The 17,141-nt window shown below is 56.7% G+C and carries 13 protein-coding genes and 1 rRNA gene; 9 read left to right on the top strand and 5 right to left on the bottom strand.

Annotated elements, in window-relative coordinates; all coding sequences use genetic code 11:
• Positions 1–174 precede the first annotated feature (174 nt).
• A complete protein-coding gene (locus KDX37_RS27485; RefSeq protein WP_231656374.1) occupies positions 175–768 on the top strand; it encodes a hypothetical protein in 594 nt (197 codons plus the stop codon).
• 101 nt (positions 769–869) lie between these two features.
• Here KDX37_RS27485 and KDX37_RS27480 read toward each other — a convergent pair whose 3' ends face one another.
• Both KDX37_RS27480 and KDX37_RS27475 read right to left on the bottom strand, forming a co-directional pair.
• Positions 870–3,311, bottom strand: a complete 2,442-nt coding sequence (locus tag KDX37_RS27480; protein ID WP_231656373.1) for an alpha/beta fold hydrolase — start codon at positions 3,309–3,311, stop codon at positions 870–872.
• Entirely contained in the window at positions 3,304–3,786 is a 483-nt protein-coding gene (locus KDX37_RS27475) for a cell division protein (protein ID WP_231656372.1), read from the bottom strand. The genes KDX37_RS27480 and KDX37_RS27475 overlap by 8 nt, the downstream gene beginning before the upstream one ends.
• A gap of 404 nt (positions 3,787–4,190) precedes the next feature.
• On the opposite strand from KDX37_RS27475, the gene KDX37_RS27470 reads away from it, so the two are divergent.
• Positions 4,191–4,619, top strand: coding sequence for a DUF2628 domain-containing protein (locus tag KDX37_RS27470; RefSeq protein WP_231656371.1), 429 nt, complete (start codon positions 4,191–4,193; stop codon positions 4,617–4,619).
• A gap of 203 nt (positions 4,620–4,822) precedes the next feature.
• On the opposite strand, the gene KDX37_RS27465 is transcribed toward KDX37_RS27470, so the two are convergent.
• The gene (locus KDX37_RS27465) at positions 4,823–6,304 is read right to left on the bottom strand and encodes a YdgA family protein (protein ID WP_231656370.1); all 1,482 of its coding nucleotides are present in this window, start codon (positions 6,302–6,304) and stop codon (positions 4,823–4,825) included.
• Between the two features lie 332 nt (positions 6,305–6,636).
• Between KDX37_RS27465 and KDX37_RS27460 the strand changes: the two genes are divergently transcribed.
• The 7 genes from KDX37_RS27460 (at position 6,637) to KDX37_RS27430 (ending at position 15,967) form a co-directional block, all read left to right on the top strand.
• On the top strand, positions 6,637–7,326 hold the full coding sequence (locus KDX37_RS27460) for an HAD-IA family hydrolase (RefSeq protein ID WP_231656369.1): 690 nt from the start codon (positions 6,637–6,639) through the stop codon (positions 7,324–7,326).
• A gap of 96 nt (positions 7,327–7,422) precedes the next feature.
• Complete coding sequence (locus KDX37_RS27455; protein ID WP_231656368.1) at positions 7,423–8,427, top strand: aldo/keto reductase; 1,005 nt, start codon at positions 7,423–7,425, stop codon at positions 8,425–8,427.
• Positions 8,428–8,739: 312 nt separating this feature from the next.
• On the top strand, positions 8,740–9,477 hold the full coding sequence (locus KDX37_RS27450; protein WP_231656367.1) for a GntR family transcriptional regulator: 738 nt from the start codon (positions 8,740–8,742) through the stop codon (positions 9,475–9,477).
• Between the two features lie 754 nt (positions 9,478–10,231).
• Positions 10,232–11,008, top strand: coding sequence for a DUF3050 domain-containing protein (locus KDX37_RS27445; RefSeq protein WP_231656366.1), 777 nt, complete (start codon positions 10,232–10,234; stop codon positions 11,006–11,008).
• A 39-nt stretch (positions 11,009–11,047) separates the two neighbouring features.
• Positions 11,048–11,995 (top strand): diiron oxygenase, encoded by a 948-nt coding sequence (locus tag KDX37_RS27440; RefSeq protein ID WP_231656365.1) that lies wholly within the window; start codon positions 11,048–11,050, stop codon positions 11,993–11,995.
• Positions 11,992–15,453, top strand: a complete 3,462-nt coding sequence (locus tag KDX37_RS27435; protein WP_231656364.1) for a non-ribosomal peptide synthetase — start codon at positions 11,992–11,994, stop codon at positions 15,451–15,453. The genes KDX37_RS27440 and KDX37_RS27435 overlap by 4 nt, the downstream gene beginning before the upstream one ends.
• A gap of 34 nt (positions 15,454–15,487) precedes the next feature.
• Positions 15,488–15,967 carry an SRPBCC family protein gene (locus KDX37_RS27430; protein WP_231656363.1) on the top strand — a complete coding sequence of 160 codons (480 nt, stop codon included), beginning with the start codon at positions 15,488–15,490 and terminating at the stop codon, positions 15,965–15,967.
• A 76-nt stretch (positions 15,968–16,043) separates the two neighbouring features.
• Here the strand turns inward: KDX37_RS27430 and KDX37_RS27425 are convergent, their stop codons facing one another.
• Positions 16,044–16,574 (bottom strand): glyoxalase superfamily protein, encoded by a 531-nt coding sequence (locus KDX37_RS27425; protein ID WP_231656362.1) that lies wholly within the window; start codon positions 16,572–16,574, stop codon positions 16,044–16,046.
• A gap of 293 nt (positions 16,575–16,867) precedes the next feature.
• Positions 16,868–16,983 (bottom strand): 5S ribosomal RNA (rrf, locus tag KDX37_RS27420).
• Between the last annotated feature and the right edge of the window lie 158 nt (positions 16,984–17,141).

Genomic DNA, 17,141 nt, shown 5'->3' with positions numbered 1-17,141 from the left:
AATTCAGCAGAAAAGGAACGGCGTTGTTTGGTCATCTGACACCTCGATCTGGCGAGCATTCTCGCCTAAATGGGTGTCCGGTTTCATTAGACCACTACAATTTCCCAAGACATTAACGTAAAAAAGGTCGATTTCACACCCCTCTATCGCTGCAATCAATTGAAGGAGCTGAGATTGCCCTACTTCAAAGGTGCAGTGGATTTTCCGAAGATCAGGAATCTGCAAACCTTGTACATAACGGCCGCAAAAGACGAAGTTGAAAACTTAACACTAAACGATGTCAACGACTTACTACTGACGGGGATAAAAAACAAAGACCTCACGTTCCTTTCGGCGCCAAAACTTGAGGTCTTAAGACTAAGCGGCGGTAGTATAGAATCACTCAATGGCCTGCAGACGTCTGAAAAACTCAGCACAATAGGCATTAGTCATTGCTCCAAACTTTCAGACATTAAAGTCTTGAGCAAACTAAAAACCCTGGACAGTATCTCTGTAGAGAAATGCAAAGAACTTCGCGACTATTCTTTCCTTTCTGGCAACGCGACACTGAAAAAACTTTTCGCATCGGAACTTAGCTCTTTGGCCTTTCTGCCCTCCTTAAAAAAAATCGAGTTCGTTAAATTTTGGGAGGTTGAAGACGGCGACCTTGATCCGCTGCTCAACACAGAAACACTCAGGGCTGTAGACTTCTACCCGAATAGAAAGCATTACACGCATACAAACGAACACATTGACGAGTTACTACTTGAGCGTCATAAGCGAAATTGAGGAATAAATCTGCGTAGCCAAGCTGACATCTGGACCGTTAGCCAAGGCCACACTCATATCTTTACGCAGCAGGAACTCTCGATGGCATTGAGTATGCGCACTCACCCCACCAGCCTCACCTCCCCATCGCAATACAGCACCTCCCGCCCCAACCAGGCCAGGTCGATATCGGGCAGTACCGCTGAGGGTTTGCGCAGTTCGCGCAGCAGGGTCGAGCCATGTGACAGGCGCCCGCCCATGCGCGCAATCACTGCTTGAGCGGTCTGGTAATGAGCGTGTCGGCCGGGGTCGAGGGTGTCTTCGAGCAGAATGTCCTTGCCCAGAATGCCCTGGACCTGACCCGGATAGATCATGAAGCCGGCGGCCTGCTCTGTTCCTTCGCGGCCATCCTGCCAAAAGCTGCCGGCTCGGGTACGAACGTCTGGATGCGGCGCAAACCAGTACTCCCGGTCTGCCAGCGGTACCGCGTGATGCAGGCGGAAGAACACCCTCATCAGGTTGTCGCGATACCATTCGCGTACTTGCAGGTAATAGCCGCGCATGCCCGGTAAACCGGCGTGATGGGCCAACCGGATCGCGGCTGGCCATGTCGGAAACGCCTGTAACGGCAGGTCGGTATGCACGGGACGCGGCGTGCCGGGGTCTGTTTCCCAAGGCAGCCTGTGCGGGCAGTCGTCAAGGTTGTCATAAGCTGTCGGGGGTCGACCCAGCAGGTCACCGCCGCTGCTGGCCAGAGACGTTGCGATACACAGGTTGCCTTGCACGACGAACACATAAAAACGGGCGAACCAGTCAGCAAGCTGTCGACCCTCGGCACCTTGCGCGACCAGCATGCCGAGCTCCCGGTCGAAGCGGTGCAGTTGATCTTCAAGCGTCAGCAGATGCCCTCGGGCGATACGCTGCATGCGCAGGAACAATGGCAACGAACGCAGCACCCGCAGCGGTCGCCACGGCAGATGAGGGGTCGCGCCGCCGACTTCACCCGCGTAGCTGCTGGAGGCAATGCCCCAGTCTGCAAGGCGAGCCAGAAACAGGTCGTTGTTGATGTACGACGCGCCACCGAACAGGGCAGTAAACGGCTCGTTGTCCTGCAGGATTCTGGAGTCCCAGCGCGCCATGATTGCGGGGATACTGCTTGCTGCACGCCGCTGGGCGTACTCCACCAGTCGGCTGGGCTGAGGCGGCAGGATTTCGGCGATATTGGCAGCGGTCAGGTGTCGACGCCAGCCGTAGTCGCTGATCGGGCGATACTGCAACAGCCATAACTGAGTGCCGTCCCACGCCCATTCGACGTCGCCGGGCACGTAATGAAATACCCGCAGCACGCCTTGCAGAAAGTCCCAGAGCTGAACCTGCGTCAGCCCGTGCGACGGCGTGAAGCGGTTGCTGCTCCACGCCTCGCCCAGTCGGGATATCACGGCCCGCTCGGGGCTTGCCTGCCCATCAGCCAGCGACTCGAGATGACCTTGCACCCATTCCAGCTCAATCGACAGGTGACGGACAAACGCGATTCCGGACAGGACTGGCGTGATGAATCGCTGTACCACGACTTCTTCAACGCCTGCGGCATGCAGCTCGGCGACACGCGCTGCCACGTTATGGGCGGGCTCTCGCAGATAGGTGGTGCTCAAACCCGCATTTGCCGAGTCGGCCTGATCCTCGCCGAAGCTGGAGGAGCGTACCGCCCAGATAGCGTCGGGCTGGCTTGCGATAAAGGCAGGCAAAGCGGCTTGTTCGTCGCCCTGCACCAGAGACAACGCAGCCGGGACCGGTTGCCCGGCACAGGTGGCGAGCCGCAAGCGACCGCCTTTGGTGTGGGCGACAAAGCCACGCGCGTCCGACTCCAGCCACTGCGCAAACTCGGCGGGCGAATCGATCCACGGATAATGTCCCCAGCCCGGCTTAAGGCTGATGGTCAGATCGGCGCGAGCCAGAATCGCGGACCACGCAGCGGCCTGTTCGATACCCAGTACTTTGTCCTGATCGCCCCAGACCAGCTCGATCGGGTCCTCGATCCATTCCAGCAGCGGCAATGCGGTGTCGGCGCGCAGCAGGTCCCAATAAGGCACAAACGCCCGGCAGCTTGCGTAGCCGCGACCCATGCGTCGGTAATGCTCGGCGGGCCAGGTGTGCCTGGAAAACTTGTGTGCAAACAGCGCAGGTTTGTTAGCGAGGAGCCAGTGGATGGTTTTGCGAATCGGCGGGGGTGACATCAACGCAGGCAAGCGACGCTGCCACAGGAACGCACCCACCGGCGCGAGCAGCACGCTTCTGGAAAAGTGTCCGGGCCGTCGTTGCAGCGCATGCATCACCAGCAAGGCGTTGACCCCGACCGCAACAATCGCACTGCCTTTTACCGTCGCGCTCAACAGCGCATCGGCATAGGCGGCAAGGTCCTCACAAGGCGGTTGTGTATTGCTGCCGAACCCAGGCAACTCCAGTGCCACAACTCGATAGCGCTGAAAGTACGGGATCGCGTCGTCCCACCATTCGGCGGTGCTGCCGTTGCCCGCCAGAAGATACAGAAGAGGAAGATCAGACATCGCGCAGGCCTTTGGATTTATCGTCAGCGAGGGCGCGTTTATCGTGGCGGTACAACCAGAACAGAGGCGGGAGCAGCGCAATCAGTACAGCAGCATCAAGCCATACGTGCGACCAGACGCCGGCACGCACCGATATCAGAATATCCTGCGGCGCCCAGAGCAACAGACCGGCGATCAAGGAGCCCCAGGCAATGGTGCTTTTCAGACGACTGCCCAAGTGAACGAGCGCCAGCATGAACAGTGAATAGCTTTGCAGGGTTGCGCCGAATAGCGCCATCCACCAGACCTGTTGCGCACGGGCGGCAGCAGGAGCGGCCTGGGTGCCGAATGCCCGCTCGATGATCAGCAGATAGTCGTCGAGCCAGCCGGAAAAGCCCGCCCAGGTGAACACGATACTGCCCAGCAGGTGGGCCAGCGCAATGGCGTACAACCAGACCACCAGCCGATGTCGAAGGGTGCAAGAAGAGAGCGGCATTCCGGGTCCTTACATCATTCTCACAGGGCGCCGAGTGTAACCAGTTACCGTCTGGGTTAACACTGCAAGGCTTTCCTGTTCGAGCCCTGTCGACCTTGAATTCAACCCACCAAGCGGGTGTGATGCATTGTCGATGTGCCGACGAATGCCGACGTTGCTTTCAACGCTCTATGAGCAATGCGCAACGAGCGATTGATTCGTCAGAGCAGAATCTTTAAGTTGCAACCACTTACGTGGCACCCGGCCCAACGCCGGTAGTTCCAGCGCCCGACGTAAGCCGTCCAACACACCGTCATACGCTGTTTTTTGTCGCTGATTGCCATCTCTCATCAGCGACAGAAACAGCGCCAGCACGTCAGGTTTTTCCGGACGAAGATACCCCATGGATCTCAAGGAATAGACATATGAACACTACGGATCAGCTGCAAGGCACCGGCAAATACAGCGCAAAATGGCAAGAGCGTTTCAACTTCTTCGAGGCTTACGGCGCGCCTGATGATCCACGCTTCAAACCTGCGCTCAAAGCCTTGCCTGGCTTCAAGAAAAAGCTGTTGATCAACGCTAACGTAATCGCGTTTTTCTTCGGACCTATCTATCTTTTTGTTCTGGGCCTGTGGAAGAAAAACCTGGCGATACTCGGCATTATTCTCGCAGTAAACATTGTGTTGGCCGTGATTTTCGCGCTTCTGGGATCTGACGTACCTCGTGCAGCAGGAACAGGCCTCAATGTTGCCTCCTCCATGTTTTACGCATTGACCACTAACTACGCTTACTACTTGAAAGAAGTCAAAGGTGAGCAAGGCTGGAACCCCTTCAAAGGCATGCGCCTCTGACCGGGCCGATTGAAGAGCAACCGCTGGAGGTTGGCACACTGACCGGTCTCTTGAGCGAGCTTGAGGGTTCAAGTGACATGAATGCCGGAACGTCACAGCGCAATCGAAAGCTGGCTGACACGCCGGTGGGGCTGACTTGATGACGCAGAGCGAGGGCTGCTGGTAGCGCAGCCCTCGCCTGTCAGTTCGCCAACAAGTACCGCTTACTGGTTGCCCAATACGCCGACTTTGCCCATGACGTTTGCCATGAATTGCTGCACGGTCATTTTCTGGCCATTGAAGTCGACCATTTGATTGGCGTAATGCAGGTCGGAAACGATGTTGTCGCCATCGACCTTGGCCAGTTGCATCATCTCGGCCATGGCACTGGCCATGTCGCTGGCAGCAGTAGCCTGCTCTGCAATCACCTTGAGGTCGGTTTGCCCTTCACGCAGCGCCTGCTGCGTGGCGATATCGCGAATCATCGGCTTGGACACAACCACCTTGGCGTTGATCTCACCCAAGGCTTTCATGGCCAACGCGTCGGCTGGCTGATCCAGTGAGCCCGGATCGGCCAGGTCCACAGCGACACGCACATGGCTTTCACCGTTGGCGGTCTTGAGCGAGAGTTTTTCCAGTTCGATATGAGGCTTGCCGGCCAGCAGCTTTTTCAGCTGGGTATTCATCACTTCCTGTTCGGCTGGCGTCAGCTCAAGCTTGAAAGGTTGCTCGGCGAGGATGGCAGCCTGTTGCTGAGGCATGATTGTGTTTTGATAAAGCTGATACAAGGCCTGAGTCGCCACCGCATCAAAGTTGGCAATCTTGAAGCCCAGATGGGCCGAGCCTACATCCTTGCCGCCGTAAGCGATCATGCCCACGTCGTAGTTGATCTGTGCCGCGAGGTTACCCGCGTCTTCCTGTGCAAGGTTGGTGTTGGTGAAGTCCTTGATCAGCACCTGCGGTTTGCCCACGGCCTGAAAACCTGCGTTCTGGATTTTCATGTTGGTGTGGCCCAGGTAGAAACCGGATTTGCCCTTGGTACCACCCGTGTCGAAGGTCATGTTTTTGACATCAATGCTCACCGGGCCATCAGGCGAAGTGACATTGAGTTGCAGGTTGTCCATATTGCCGTCAAGGCTGAACTTGTCGGCATCGGCGGATGACTCGGCGTTGACGAGCAGGCCAGAGAACTTGAACGTACCGTCGGTATCGTTCATTTCCAGCGGTGCCATTTTCAGCCAGCCTTTGGTGGCCTTGTCATAACCGATGCTGGCCTTGCCGGTAATCGGCGACACGTCCTTGCTCATGGCAAACCATTTTTCCGAGCTTGGGCTTTTTTCCATCTGGAAATTGCTCAGCGCCATGACCGGCAGCAGGTTCAGCGTCTTCAGACGAGACAGCGGGATCGGGCCGTGCTCAATCTGATCGACGAACAGAAACTGGCCGCCTTGAGTGCTATCGGTCAGCTTCTGGATATCGACGCTGTAGTGCGCCGTGCTGCTGAAGAAGTGCTTGTCCAACGAAACCATTTTGAGCGTTACGCTCGTGTCGGTTCCCTTGAACGACTTTGCCAGCTCCTGATTGGCCTTGGCGATCGATTCGTTCAGCGCCCCCTCCAGCCGAGTACCGGTGTACCAGGCGCCGCCGGTGACCAGTGCACCTGCCACGACAATAACGCCAATCGCTATACCTGCTGATTTATTCATAGTGACTCAAAGATGTCCGTTCTGATGATGAGGGGCCGTCACTGAAAGCACGGCATGCTTGAATCCGCCCAGTGTTAACGGGTCGCCAAGGCATGCCGCGCTGTCGAAAAGTCGCGAAAGACTATCACCGCGGGCTTGCCGTGGCCCAGCGTTCTCGGCCAATTATGTGGGCGATTAGGCGTTATTAAGAGCCGTTGGACATGGCCTTCTGCCTTTTGTTTCCGACCTGATAAGCGAAAGTGTTGATTGAACGGACTCGACTAACAGGGGGTAGCCATGGTCTTTGCGGAAACGTTAGGCTGAAAACCATTTTGATAGAGGGACACGACGACATGAGCACAGAGCAGAAACCAAAGGGGCCGATCAAGGCGGTAATTTTCGACATGGACGGTTTGCTGCTGGACACAGAAGGCGTCTACACCGAAGTCACCCATCTGATTGCAAGCCGACACGGTCGAACCTTTGACTGGTCGATCAAACAGCACACCATCGGCCGTGGCGCGCGTGACTTCGCAAGCTACGTGATCCAGGCACTCGAATTGCCGATGTCGGTCGACGAGTTTCTTGAAGTCCGCGAACCCATGCTGGACGAACGTTTTCCGCGTGCGGCAGCAATGCCCGGCGCCGAAGCGCTGGTGCGCCACCTGGCTGCGCACAATATCCCCATCGCAGTCGGCACAAGCTCCTCGGTGCATTACTTCGAGGCCAAGACCACGCAGCACAAAGCCTGGTTCGAGCTCTTCGATACAGTCGTGACCGCCGATGATCCCGAAGTGGGCGCTGCCAAACCGGCTCCGGATATCTTTCTGGTGGCGGCTCGGCGTCTGGGCGTGTCGCCCAGCGACTGCGTGGTCTTCGAAGACTCCCCGTTTGGCGTGACCGCAGCCAAAGCCGCTGGCATGTACGCCGTAGCGGTCCCTGACTCGCATATGCCGGTCGAGCAATATGAGCACGCCGACCTGAGGCTGAAGTCGCTGGAAGACTTCCCACTCGTGGCGTGGGGTTTGCCAGCACTTCGCTGAAGCCTGATCGGCAACCGGATCGTTTTCCCGGTCCGCCAGCCCGAAAGACCAGCGTGTCCGTCTGATAACGCGTGCATGACAAGGAGGATGTTGAACATGATCTATCGAGTTCTTGGCCAGTCTGGCCTGAAGGTATCCACGCTGACGCTGGGTTCCATGATGTTCGGCGAGCAGACGGACGCTGGAGAATCAGCACGTATCATCGACAAGGCTCGAGACCAGGGCGTCAACTTCATCGACACCGCCGATGTTTATAACGGCGGGCGCTCTGAAGAGATCGTCGGGCAAGCCATCGCAGCACATCGCAGTGACTGGGTGCTGGCCACCAAGGTCGCAATCGGTCCGGGTGACGTGCCCAACCGAGCGGGCCTGAGCCGCAAACATATCTTCAACGCCATCGAAAACAGCCTGGCGCGGCTGGGCACTGATTACCTGGATATCTACTACCTGCACAAAGAAGATCACGACACGCCGCTGGAAGTGACGGTTTCTGCCATCGGCGATCTGATTCGCCAAGGCAAGATCCGCTATTGGGGTTTGTCGAACTATCGCGGCTGGCGGATCGCAGAAATCGTCAACGTCGCGCAACGATTGGGCGTCGACAAACCGATCATCAGCCAGCCGCTGTACAACATCGTCAATCGTCAGGCTGAAATCGAGCAGATCACCGCCGCCGCTTTTCACGGCTTGGGCGTGGTGCCTTACAGCCCCTTGGCACGCGGCGTACTCAGTGGCAAATATGCGCCGGATATCACACCCGACAGCAGCAGCCGGGCCGGCCGCCAGGATAAACGTTTGCTGGAAACCGAATGGCGTGTCGAGTCCTTGCGGATCGCACAGCGCATTCAAGAGTACGTGCAGGAAAAAGGTGTCGGCATCGTCGAATTCGCCATCGCCTGGGTGCTGAATAACAAGGCTGTGACATCGGCCATCGTCGGACCGCGTACCGAGCAGCAATGGGACGGCTATACCAAAACGCTGGAGGTGAATATCACGTCGGATGACGAGGCGTTCATCGACTCTCTGGTAACGCCCGGACATGCCTCGACGCCAGGCTTCAATGACGTTCAGCATTTTGTGTCCGGGCGCTTGCCGCGCTAGAGCACGATTGGCAGGCGCCGCAACACAACGCCGACTCATCGCGGACTGGTGGATCAATGGCCAGCCCGCGATGGTTTAAAATATCCACCGAAACCGACAAGTCCATAAAAGCGTATTCGATAGACAGGCGCGATGAGCGTTAATATAGCGGGGACAATGATGATGGTTGGTAATGGAATCGAATCACTTGCTGCGCCACAAAGAACAAAGATGCCTCTGTGCTCGCGACTTCCTGGCAAGTCTTGACTAGTCTGTTGGCAATCCAGCGGTTTATTGGATCCTATCCTGCCAGGTTGATGAAGAAATATGGCGATGCGCAAATCAGATAGAGAAATCTTTTTAGGTTCGGTACTGGGTAACGAACAGCCTCCGGCACACCTCGCGAGGGCCGTGATCGAGGAAAAGCTGCGAAATGCGATTATCGACGGCAGCCTGCCAAGTGGAACCGCACTGCGCCAGCAAGAATTGGCCACCTTGTTTGGTGTGAGTCGCATGCCTGTGCGCGAAGCGTTACGCCAATTGGAAGCCCAGTCATTGTTGCGCGTCGAAACGCACAAGGGTGCGGTGGTGGCGCCGTTGATTACCGAGGATGCTGTCGACGCCTATGCGTTGCGTATCCTGCTGGAGTCCGAAGCACTGCGTTTGTCGATTCCATTCCTCGATGCAGAAGATCTTGCAGCCGCCAGGGCTTATATCGAGCAGCTTGAAGTTGAAACCGATTACGCTCAGATCGGCAGGCTCAACCGTATGTTCCACCTGTCTCTGTATGCCAAGACGGCCAACAAGCGTTTAATGGTGCTGGTCGAGCAAGGTCTTAATGAGGAAGAGCGCTTCCTGCGCTTCAACCTTGCTTCCATGGGTCTGGGCAAACTGTCTCAGGACGACCACTGGGAGTTGCTTCGCCTTGCCGAAGCGAAAGATGTCGAGCAGGTGGTCGCCGCGCTGCAGCATCACCTCAATCGCGGCGTTCAGGCTGTTACCCGATACCTGAGCGATAAAGCGGCGGAGGCATCGACGCCTTCGCGTTCACGCAAGAAAACCCCAGCCTGAATCCCCCAGCCATTGCAGGCGTAATCAACATTGCCTGCAGTGCCCCGCTTCTGATCTGCATTTCCACTTCGCCACACCCTCTTCCCTCTTGGTTTTTTGCGTCTATTTTCTGAACTGTCGGGTGGCCTGACAGTGGAATAAGGCAAACTCGGCCGTGGCCAGAGCAGATCCAACCGGAGGGTTGGCTTTGGTCATGTTTGAACGCCTTGCACAGAAACAGGTGCAGTGATGCGTTCATTTTATCCCCATGGAAGAGGAGTTATCACAGCGGGCAGAAAACATTGGAAGTCATCTCCAATGGCGCCCTTCCAAAACAGACGCCCTCACATTATTTAGCATAACGGCAGCGCTGAACGAGGCATTCGTTCATTGTTAATATTCTGACTCTAATGAGAAAGAAGGGTTGCCTACATCCCGATAAAACATATTAACCCTGTTTTATACGAACCCTCACAACTTGAAAAACACGACAATTAAATAATAATAAAAAACAATTGCCGACACTCTTGTTTGTGCTTTAACTTTTAATCGCAGCTTCTCGGCAACACCTTGAAAACACTGCAGCATGGGCCTGACAGCCAAGAGCAGGTAACGACTCAGTGCTTTGTGACAGTTACGGTAATGGGTTATCAAACTCACGGACTCGGCTGGCCTGCAATAAAGCCCTGTGTGACAGGTGTTTTCAATAAAGAGCGCTATCCGTTGCAATCAAACCTACAAACTTCATCTGCAACACTGAAAAAGGGACATCACCATGCCTTGCCAAAAAACACTGTTGGACCGTAAGAAACTTGAACTTAGCCGGCATCTTATTTTCAGCGAAATAAACTCTTTGGACGTGCTGCGGCGCTTCATGGAAACCCATGTGTTCGCCGTATGGGACTTCATGTCACTAACCAAGCGCCTGCAGCAGGAGCTGACCTGCACGCAGTTGCCTTGGCTGCCGCCAAAGGATGCGGCTGCCGCAAGGCTGATCAACGAGATTGTGCTGGGCGAGGAGTCTGACGACAAACCCGGGCATGGGCATTACAGCCACTTCGAACTGTACCTGGAAGCCATGCGCGAAGTCGGGGCTAGCACGCTGCAGATTGAGCGCTTCATCGAGCTTCAAAACCAGGGCACGCACTACGTGACTGCGCTGCAGCGGGTCAATGCAGGCCAGGCCGCAACGGCATTCGTGACACATACCCTGACGACCGCGCTTCATGCCCCCGCACACAGCGTGGCAGCGGCGTTCCTGCATGGCCGGGAAAGCGTAATCCCCCTGATGTTCCAGAGCATCCTTGATGACTGGGGCATCACCGTCGACCAGGCGCCGACCTTTCGCTACTACCTGGAACGCCATATCGAAGTCGACTCGCAAGACCACGGACCGGCTGCAGAAAACTTGCTGGCTCGACTGGTTGCGGGCGATGCGCAACGCGAAAGCGAAGTCTATCAAGCGGCCATTGCCGCAGTGGAAAGCCGGATACAGCTGTGGGACACGCTGCGCATGAGCATGCGCGCGCCCTTGATGCAGGCCAGTGCGTAATTCGTCACCACACCCTGAAGCCTTTACAAGGAAGCCATCATGAAAGCAGAAGACTACAGGTCGTTCATCGATGCGTGGGAAGGTCGCGCCACCATTCGCACTCGTCCACGCAGGATCGTCGAGAACGATGAAAAACTGATTTATCCGCTAAGCCGCCAGCCGCTGGTATTGAGCGAAACGTTCAGCCGCGAGTGTGCGCATTTGCGGGACTACGCACTGGTCCAGAGCCTGTACAAGTTCATCAATGATGTCGTGATCTTTGAAACCGAGATCGTCGACAAGAGCGCCCGCAGCATCGCCAAGGATAACTTTGCGATCCGCTTCCCCTTCGCCTGCCGGTATGACGCGATGACCGTGGTAGTCGATGAGGACTATCACGCGCTGGTGGCAATGGACTTCATGCAGCAGACCATTGCCCTGACCGGTATCGAGCCTATTGTGCTGCCCAACGAAATCGAGCTCAGTCGGGCAATTCCAACCGCGCTGGCCATGGCGCCGCAACGCCTGCGCAGCGCGGTGGAGCTGATTTGCGTGGCCATTGCCGAGAACACCGTGACCAACGATGTAGCGGCCTTCGCCAAGGACGATTCGGTGAAACAGTCGGTCAAGGGGCTGATGGCTGACCACCTGTTGGACGAAGGACGACACTCAGGCTTCTGGGCTCGTCTGGTACGTATCTACTGGCACACCGCGTCGCAGGAGGACCGCGAATGCATCGCCGCCATCATGCCGGTGTTCATCACCCATTACCTCACCAGCGATATCCAGCACAGCTTCGACTTCATGCTGATCGAGCACTTGCCGGTGGCTGAACCCGTCAAGCAGGCGCTAAAGGCTGAGACCACCGCCGTGAGCTTCCCGATCAATCGTCATCACCCACTGATCGGCAATATCGTGCGCTTTTTCAGAACCAGTTCAATGCTGGACGATCCTTGCGTGCAGCGTGCGCTGGCCAACTACCTGCCTGCTCAGGGAACGCTGCAATGAAACGTCTCGAGATTGTGCTCATCGGCCATAGCCTGACCCTGAGCGAACTGAACAACGAACTGCAGGCGCACGGCCATGGCGTGCAGCATTTGACTGACCCGAGCGGCCTGCAAAACTGGAACCCCGGCGACGCATCGATCCTGATCGAAGACGGCAGCCTGGAGTTGCACGGCGCGCAACTGACGACACGCGGCCAGACCGATCATCTCAGCCTGCGCGTCGGTATTAATCCCACTGCAAGTGCTCTGCCCCAACTGGAGTTGTTGTGCTGGCACGGCTCTGCCAGGGCGTTACGCCTGATCGAGTGCCAACGGCTACCTTCCCAGGCGTCTGGCAACGGACGGGAGTTGCGTGACGAGGCCGTCGCTGCGCTGATCGACATGGTGGCGCTGCAGATCAGTCGGCTGTCCCGCGACACGCTTTATTTCGAAAGCCTGGCCACTGCGCAGCCTTCGCAAAGTGAACGACAGGAAGGATTGCTGGCCGTGGACCAGTTGCTGTTCGAGCATCACCTAAACCGGACGCAACAGCCGCACCTCCTGCAGATCAGCGAAACACCGGTCATTGATCGGCTGGTGCGCGCCCTGGAGCTTTTTGCTGATCGACCGGCGCTGACACTTGATGGCCAGACGTACAGCTACGCTGAGCTTCACGCGCACAGCGATGCCATCCTGCAGCATCTGGCGCCACTCATCGAAGAGCGCGTGGCGTCGTGTGCACCTGCCGTGATCGGCATTTGTCTGCCCAAATCGATGGCGCTTTACGCAGGCATCCTGGCCATTCTGCGCAGTGGTGCCGTCTACCTGCCCCTCGACCCAGGCCAGCCGCTGCAACGTCAGCAGTACATTCTGGAAAACTCGGGCGCTCTGCTACTGCTGCACGATGGCGCACACCTGTTGGCAATCGCTGAGTTCCCGGCGCTGGATATCAGCGCAATGCCAGCGTCAGGCGCTGCGCCACCTCGGGCAGTCATTCAACCTGAGCCGGATGCGCCGTGCATGGCGCTGTACACATCCGGCACGACCGGGCATCCGAAGGGCGTGATGCTCAGCCAGCGCAATCTCAGCCACTTCACGGCCTGGTACGCCGAGTACGTCAGCCTGAAGGAAACCAGCCGCGTACTGCAGTTCTCTACATTGAGCTTTGATTCTTCGCTTATAGACATCTTCCCGACGTGGCTCAGTGGTGCCGAGCTGGTAGTGCCCGACGAAGACCAGCGTCGCGATCCATTGCAGTTGGTCAACGTGCTGAAACAGGGGATTTCCCACGCGTTTCTGCCACCGGCGTTGCTGAGCATCATGCCGCTGGATCAGCCGCTGGGGCTTGAGCACGTCATGACCGGTGGTGATGTGTGTGAGCCGCACGTTATTGCGCAACTCACCCGTCAATGCCACTTCCATAACCTGTATGGCCCGACTGAAACCACGGTGCTGGTAACCGCAGGGGAGTTTGAGTCGCACAGCAGCAATCGTGATCTCGGACGGCCAATCGCCAACAGTCAGGTATGGATTCTTGACGACCAGGGCCTGCCTGTCGCAGAGCAGACGCAGGGCGAGCTATACATCTGCGGCCCGGGCGTTTCGCTGGGCTATATCAACAACCCTGAGCTGACCTCGGAACGCTACGTGTGGCTGGAACGTCCGGACGGTCAACAGCTACGCGCCTACCGCACTGGCGATATGGGCAAGTGGACTGCCAATGGCATCGAGCTGAGCGGTCGACGTGACAATCAGGTGAAGATTCGTGGCTTTCGGGTCGAGCCGGAAGAGATCGAGCATTGCCTGCGCGCCAGTCAGTTGTACCGCCAGGTAGCCGTGGTCGTGAATGCAGAACGACGAATTCTGGCTTTTCTTGCCCAGCCGCACGAAGAGCAGAACGCAGAAACGTCACAGCAGGCGTTGCGAGAGCACGTGCAACGGTTGTTGCCGGATTACATGCAACCCGCCGCCTATATGACTGTTGAATACATGCCGTATGCCGGCAATGGCAAGATTGATCGCAAGGCGCTGCTGGAAATACCGGTGAGCTTTGCCGATCAACACCCACGTCGCTTGCCGGAGACCGAGCAGGAACATCAATTGGTCGAGCTGTGGGCTCAATTGCTGGAACTACCGGCGAACGATATCTCGACTGACGAGAGCTTTTTCAACCTGGGCGGCCATTCGATCCTGTTGTCGCGCATGCTGCTCGGCATACGGGAGCAGTTCGGGCGCAGCATCCCGATCAACCGCTTTATCGAAGCGCCGACGCTGCTGACGTTGGCAGGCCTGATCGACAGCGACAGCGACGCTTGCGCCTATACCATCAGCCCGCAGGCCCTTGAGGACGCCCATGCGCCTCTGACGCTGCCAACCCTGCCGATCAGCAAGCTCGGCGATGTCCACAAAGTCATCGTTACCGGGGCCAACGGGTTTCTGGGGGTGCACATCGTCCAAGCACTGCTGGCATGGGGCGCGACGGAAATCGCCTGTCTGGTACGTGAAGGCTCAGGGCAAAGCGCACAAGAGCGGTTCGAACAGTCGCTGAAGGAAAACCGCCTCAGTCATCTGGATCTTCGTCGAGTGACGGTCTATAGCGCTGACGTGTCCCTGCCAAAGCTGGGACTCAGCGATGAAGTGTATGAGCGGCTCGACCGGGACTTCGGTGCGCTGGTGCACAACGCTGCCAACGTCAACCATGTGCAGGACTACGAGACGCTGGTGAAGGACAACGTAGCACCCGTTTTGGAATGCCTGAAACTGTGCGAGGGCCGCAGTAAAAAGATATTCAATTTCGTTTCTACCCTGTCAGCGTCCAGCGCTGTCGACGCTGCCGGCAATGTGCTTGAACAACCCGCTGCCGACACCCCACCGATCTACATCAAGAACGGCTACAACCTCTCCAAGTGGGTCGCGGAGCGCATCCTGCAACGCGCCAGGGAGCAAGGAGCGTGGGTGAACATCTATCGCCCGGGCAACATTGCGTTCAACAGCAGCACTGGCGTGTGCCAACCGCAGAAAAACCGCCTGATGCTGATGCTCAAAGGCTCCTTGCAACTGGGCTTGGTGCCCGAGTTTGCAATGACCTTCGACCTGATGCCCGTGGACTTCCTGGCTCGCTTCATTGGCTTCCATGCCAGTCGTTATCAGCCCGAACGCGCCGTCTTCAACCTGCACAACCCCGAACCGTTGAGCTGGAACAGCTACGTAGAGGCTTTCCGCGATTCGGGCCGACAGTTCGAGATGGTCAGCGTGGCTCACTGGCAAACCCAGCTCGACCGGGTAGACAGCCAGAACGCGTTGTTTGGTGTGCTCGGTTTCTATCTGAATGGCTTTGAAGAGGACATCGGCGATATCTCGATGATCGAGTACCAGAACGCTCACGCCGGTATCCGGCACATGGGCGAGCAATACCCAAAAAAGACCCCGGCGCTGCTGCGCAAGGGCTGCGACTACCTGAAAGAAATCGACTTCATCTGAATCGATCACCCCTGACGCAATAATGGAGAACGCCATGAACACTATTCACCACACTCTCAAACCCGACACGCTGATCAAGAACCCAGAGCTGTGCCGCGTTGAATCAGCCGTGACCATCCCCAGTGATGCTCATAGCGTATGGGCGGTCGTCGGCGACTTCGGTGGCTTCCAGGCTTTTATTCCCGCACTCGAAAGTACGGAAGTCACAGGCACAGGTGTGCGCTCTGTGCGCAAGAAGCTGTTCAAGGATGGCAACGTGGCGATAGAGCAATTGAACTCGCGCGATGATCAGGCGTTGTACATGACATGGTCATTGATCCACACCAGTCTGCCAGTCGGCAATCTATGGGCGGCAATGACTGTGGAGGCGAAGGGATACTACGAATGTGTCGCGACATGGACGATCATTGCCGAACCTGACCAGGGAGGCGTCGAGGTACTTCCCGCATTCAAGGAGTTTCTGCAAGGGTTTGGCGACAGCGCGATGAATAACGTACGCAGTCTGTTTGCCTGATCATATTTGCTGCTCTCACAACCCGCTCAGCGTAAAGCCTGAGCGGGTTGTGTCGTTCACGGCAGTTCAGTAGCCATCAGTCCTGACAGAAGCGGATCCGGTTACCGAAGGGGTCATACACCTCGAGAACTTTTCCCCACCCTTGTTCAACGATATCCGGACGACCATAGCCATAGTTTCGGGCAATCAGCTCGTCACGGAACAGCTCGATATTCTGCATGGGGACAAACAGGGTAGATCCAGGGCTGGCGTCACCGTGGTGCTCGGAGAGGTGCACTTGAAGGCCGTTGCGGCTGATGCCCAGATACAGAGGCAGATCCGCTGCAAATCGATGTTCAAACTCCACACTGAAGCCAAGAAACCCGAGATAGAACTCACGCGCCTTGGCTTCATCGAACATCCGCAGTATGGGAATGGCCTTGTCAAACGTGACGGTCGTAGCCGAGCGCTCCTGGGTAAGCAGCGCCGAAGCGGTATTCCAGTCTTTATAGCCCATCTGCTGAGCGACCAGCTCCAAGGCGGCAGAGTGGGACACTTCCTGATCAGCTAGCGCTAATGAGGCACGCAGCCTCTTGGCCATCTGCTTTGCTTGCTCGATTGACAGCATTATTCCTCCTGGAGTCGATTCAGTCCGGTGCTCGCATTACCAAACTTCGACTATCAAGAGATGTGATCGAGTTTGCAGAGAGAATGCTTTCACCTTTTCTGTCAGGAGCGAGCGGCAGGCAGCATCGGCCTGGCGCTGATAGTACACAGGGTTGTTCAAGGTTTGAAGCAAGACGGTGTGGTTGCGGGCGCTAAAAGAGCAAAGCGCGGATGGGGTACTGCGACTGCACAATGTCTTGCCCAGAAAAGACAAAACCCCTCATCGCGTCAGCGATGAGGGGTTTCGGAATTCAATCTTGACGATGACCTACTCTCACATGGGGAAACCCCACACTACCATCGGCGATGCATCGTTTCACTACTGAGTTCGGGATGGGATCAGGTGGTTCCAATGCTCTATAGTCGTCAAGAAATTCGGGTACCGAGTCGTTAGCAGCTAACGCTTCAGCGAATTTTGGTGACTTCTACTAAAACAAAACCCCTCATCGCGTAAGCGATGAGGGGTTTCGGAATTTAATCTTGACGATGACCTACTCTCACATGGGGAAACCCCACACTACCATCGGCG

Source organism: Pseudomonas californiensis, from assembly GCF_021147775.1.
Taxonomy (GTDB): domain Bacteria; phylum Pseudomonadota; class Gammaproteobacteria; order Pseudomonadales; family Pseudomonadaceae; genus Aquipseudomonas; species Aquipseudomonas californiensis.
This window is presented reverse-complemented; position numbering and strand designations above follow the sequence as displayed.

Bases quoted from the DNA above. Each gene is read 5' to 3' on its own strand.
- KDX37_RS27480 (WP_231656373.1), bottom strand. From the start codon at position 3,311: ATGTCTGATCTTCCTCTTCTGTATCTTCTGGCGGGCAACGGCAGCACC.
- KDX37_RS27475 (WP_231656372.1), bottom strand. From the start codon at position 3,786: ATGCCGCTCTCTTCTTGCACCCTTCGACATCGGCTGGTGGTCTGGTTG.
- KDX37_RS27470 (WP_231656371.1), top strand. From the start codon at position 4,191: ATGAACACTACGGATCAGCTGCAAGGCACCGGCAAATACAGCGCAAAA.
- KDX37_RS27465 (WP_231656370.1), bottom strand. From the start codon at position 6,304: ATGAATAAATCAGCAGGTATAGCGATTGGCGTTATTGTCGTGGCAGGT.
- KDX37_RS27460 (WP_231656369.1), top strand. From the start codon at position 6,637: ATGAGCACAGAGCAGAAACCAAAGGGGCCGATCAAGGCGGTAATTTTC.
- KDX37_RS27455 (WP_231656368.1), top strand. From the start codon at position 7,423: ATGATCTATCGAGTTCTTGGCCAGTCTGGCCTGAAGGTATCCACGCTG.
- KDX37_RS27450 (WP_231656367.1), top strand. From the start codon at position 8,740: ATGCGCAAATCAGATAGAGAAATCTTTTTAGGTTCGGTACTGGGTAAC.
- KDX37_RS27445 (WP_231656366.1), top strand. From the start codon at position 10,232: ATGCCTTGCCAAAAAACACTGTTGGACCGTAAGAAACTTGAACTTAGC.
- KDX37_RS27440 (WP_231656365.1), top strand. From the start codon at position 11,048: ATGAAAGCAGAAGACTACAGGTCGTTCATCGATGCGTGGGAAGGTCGC.
- KDX37_RS27435 (WP_231656364.1), top strand. From the start codon at position 11,992: ATGAAACGTCTCGAGATTGTGCTCATCGGCCATAGCCTGACCCTGAGC.
- KDX37_RS27430 (WP_231656363.1), top strand. From the start codon at position 15,488: ATGAACACTATTCACCACACTCTCAAACCCGACACGCTGATCAAGAAC.
- KDX37_RS27425 (WP_231656362.1), bottom strand. From the start codon at position 16,574: ATGCTGTCAATCGAGCAAGCAAAGCAGATGGCCAAGAGGCTGCGTGCC.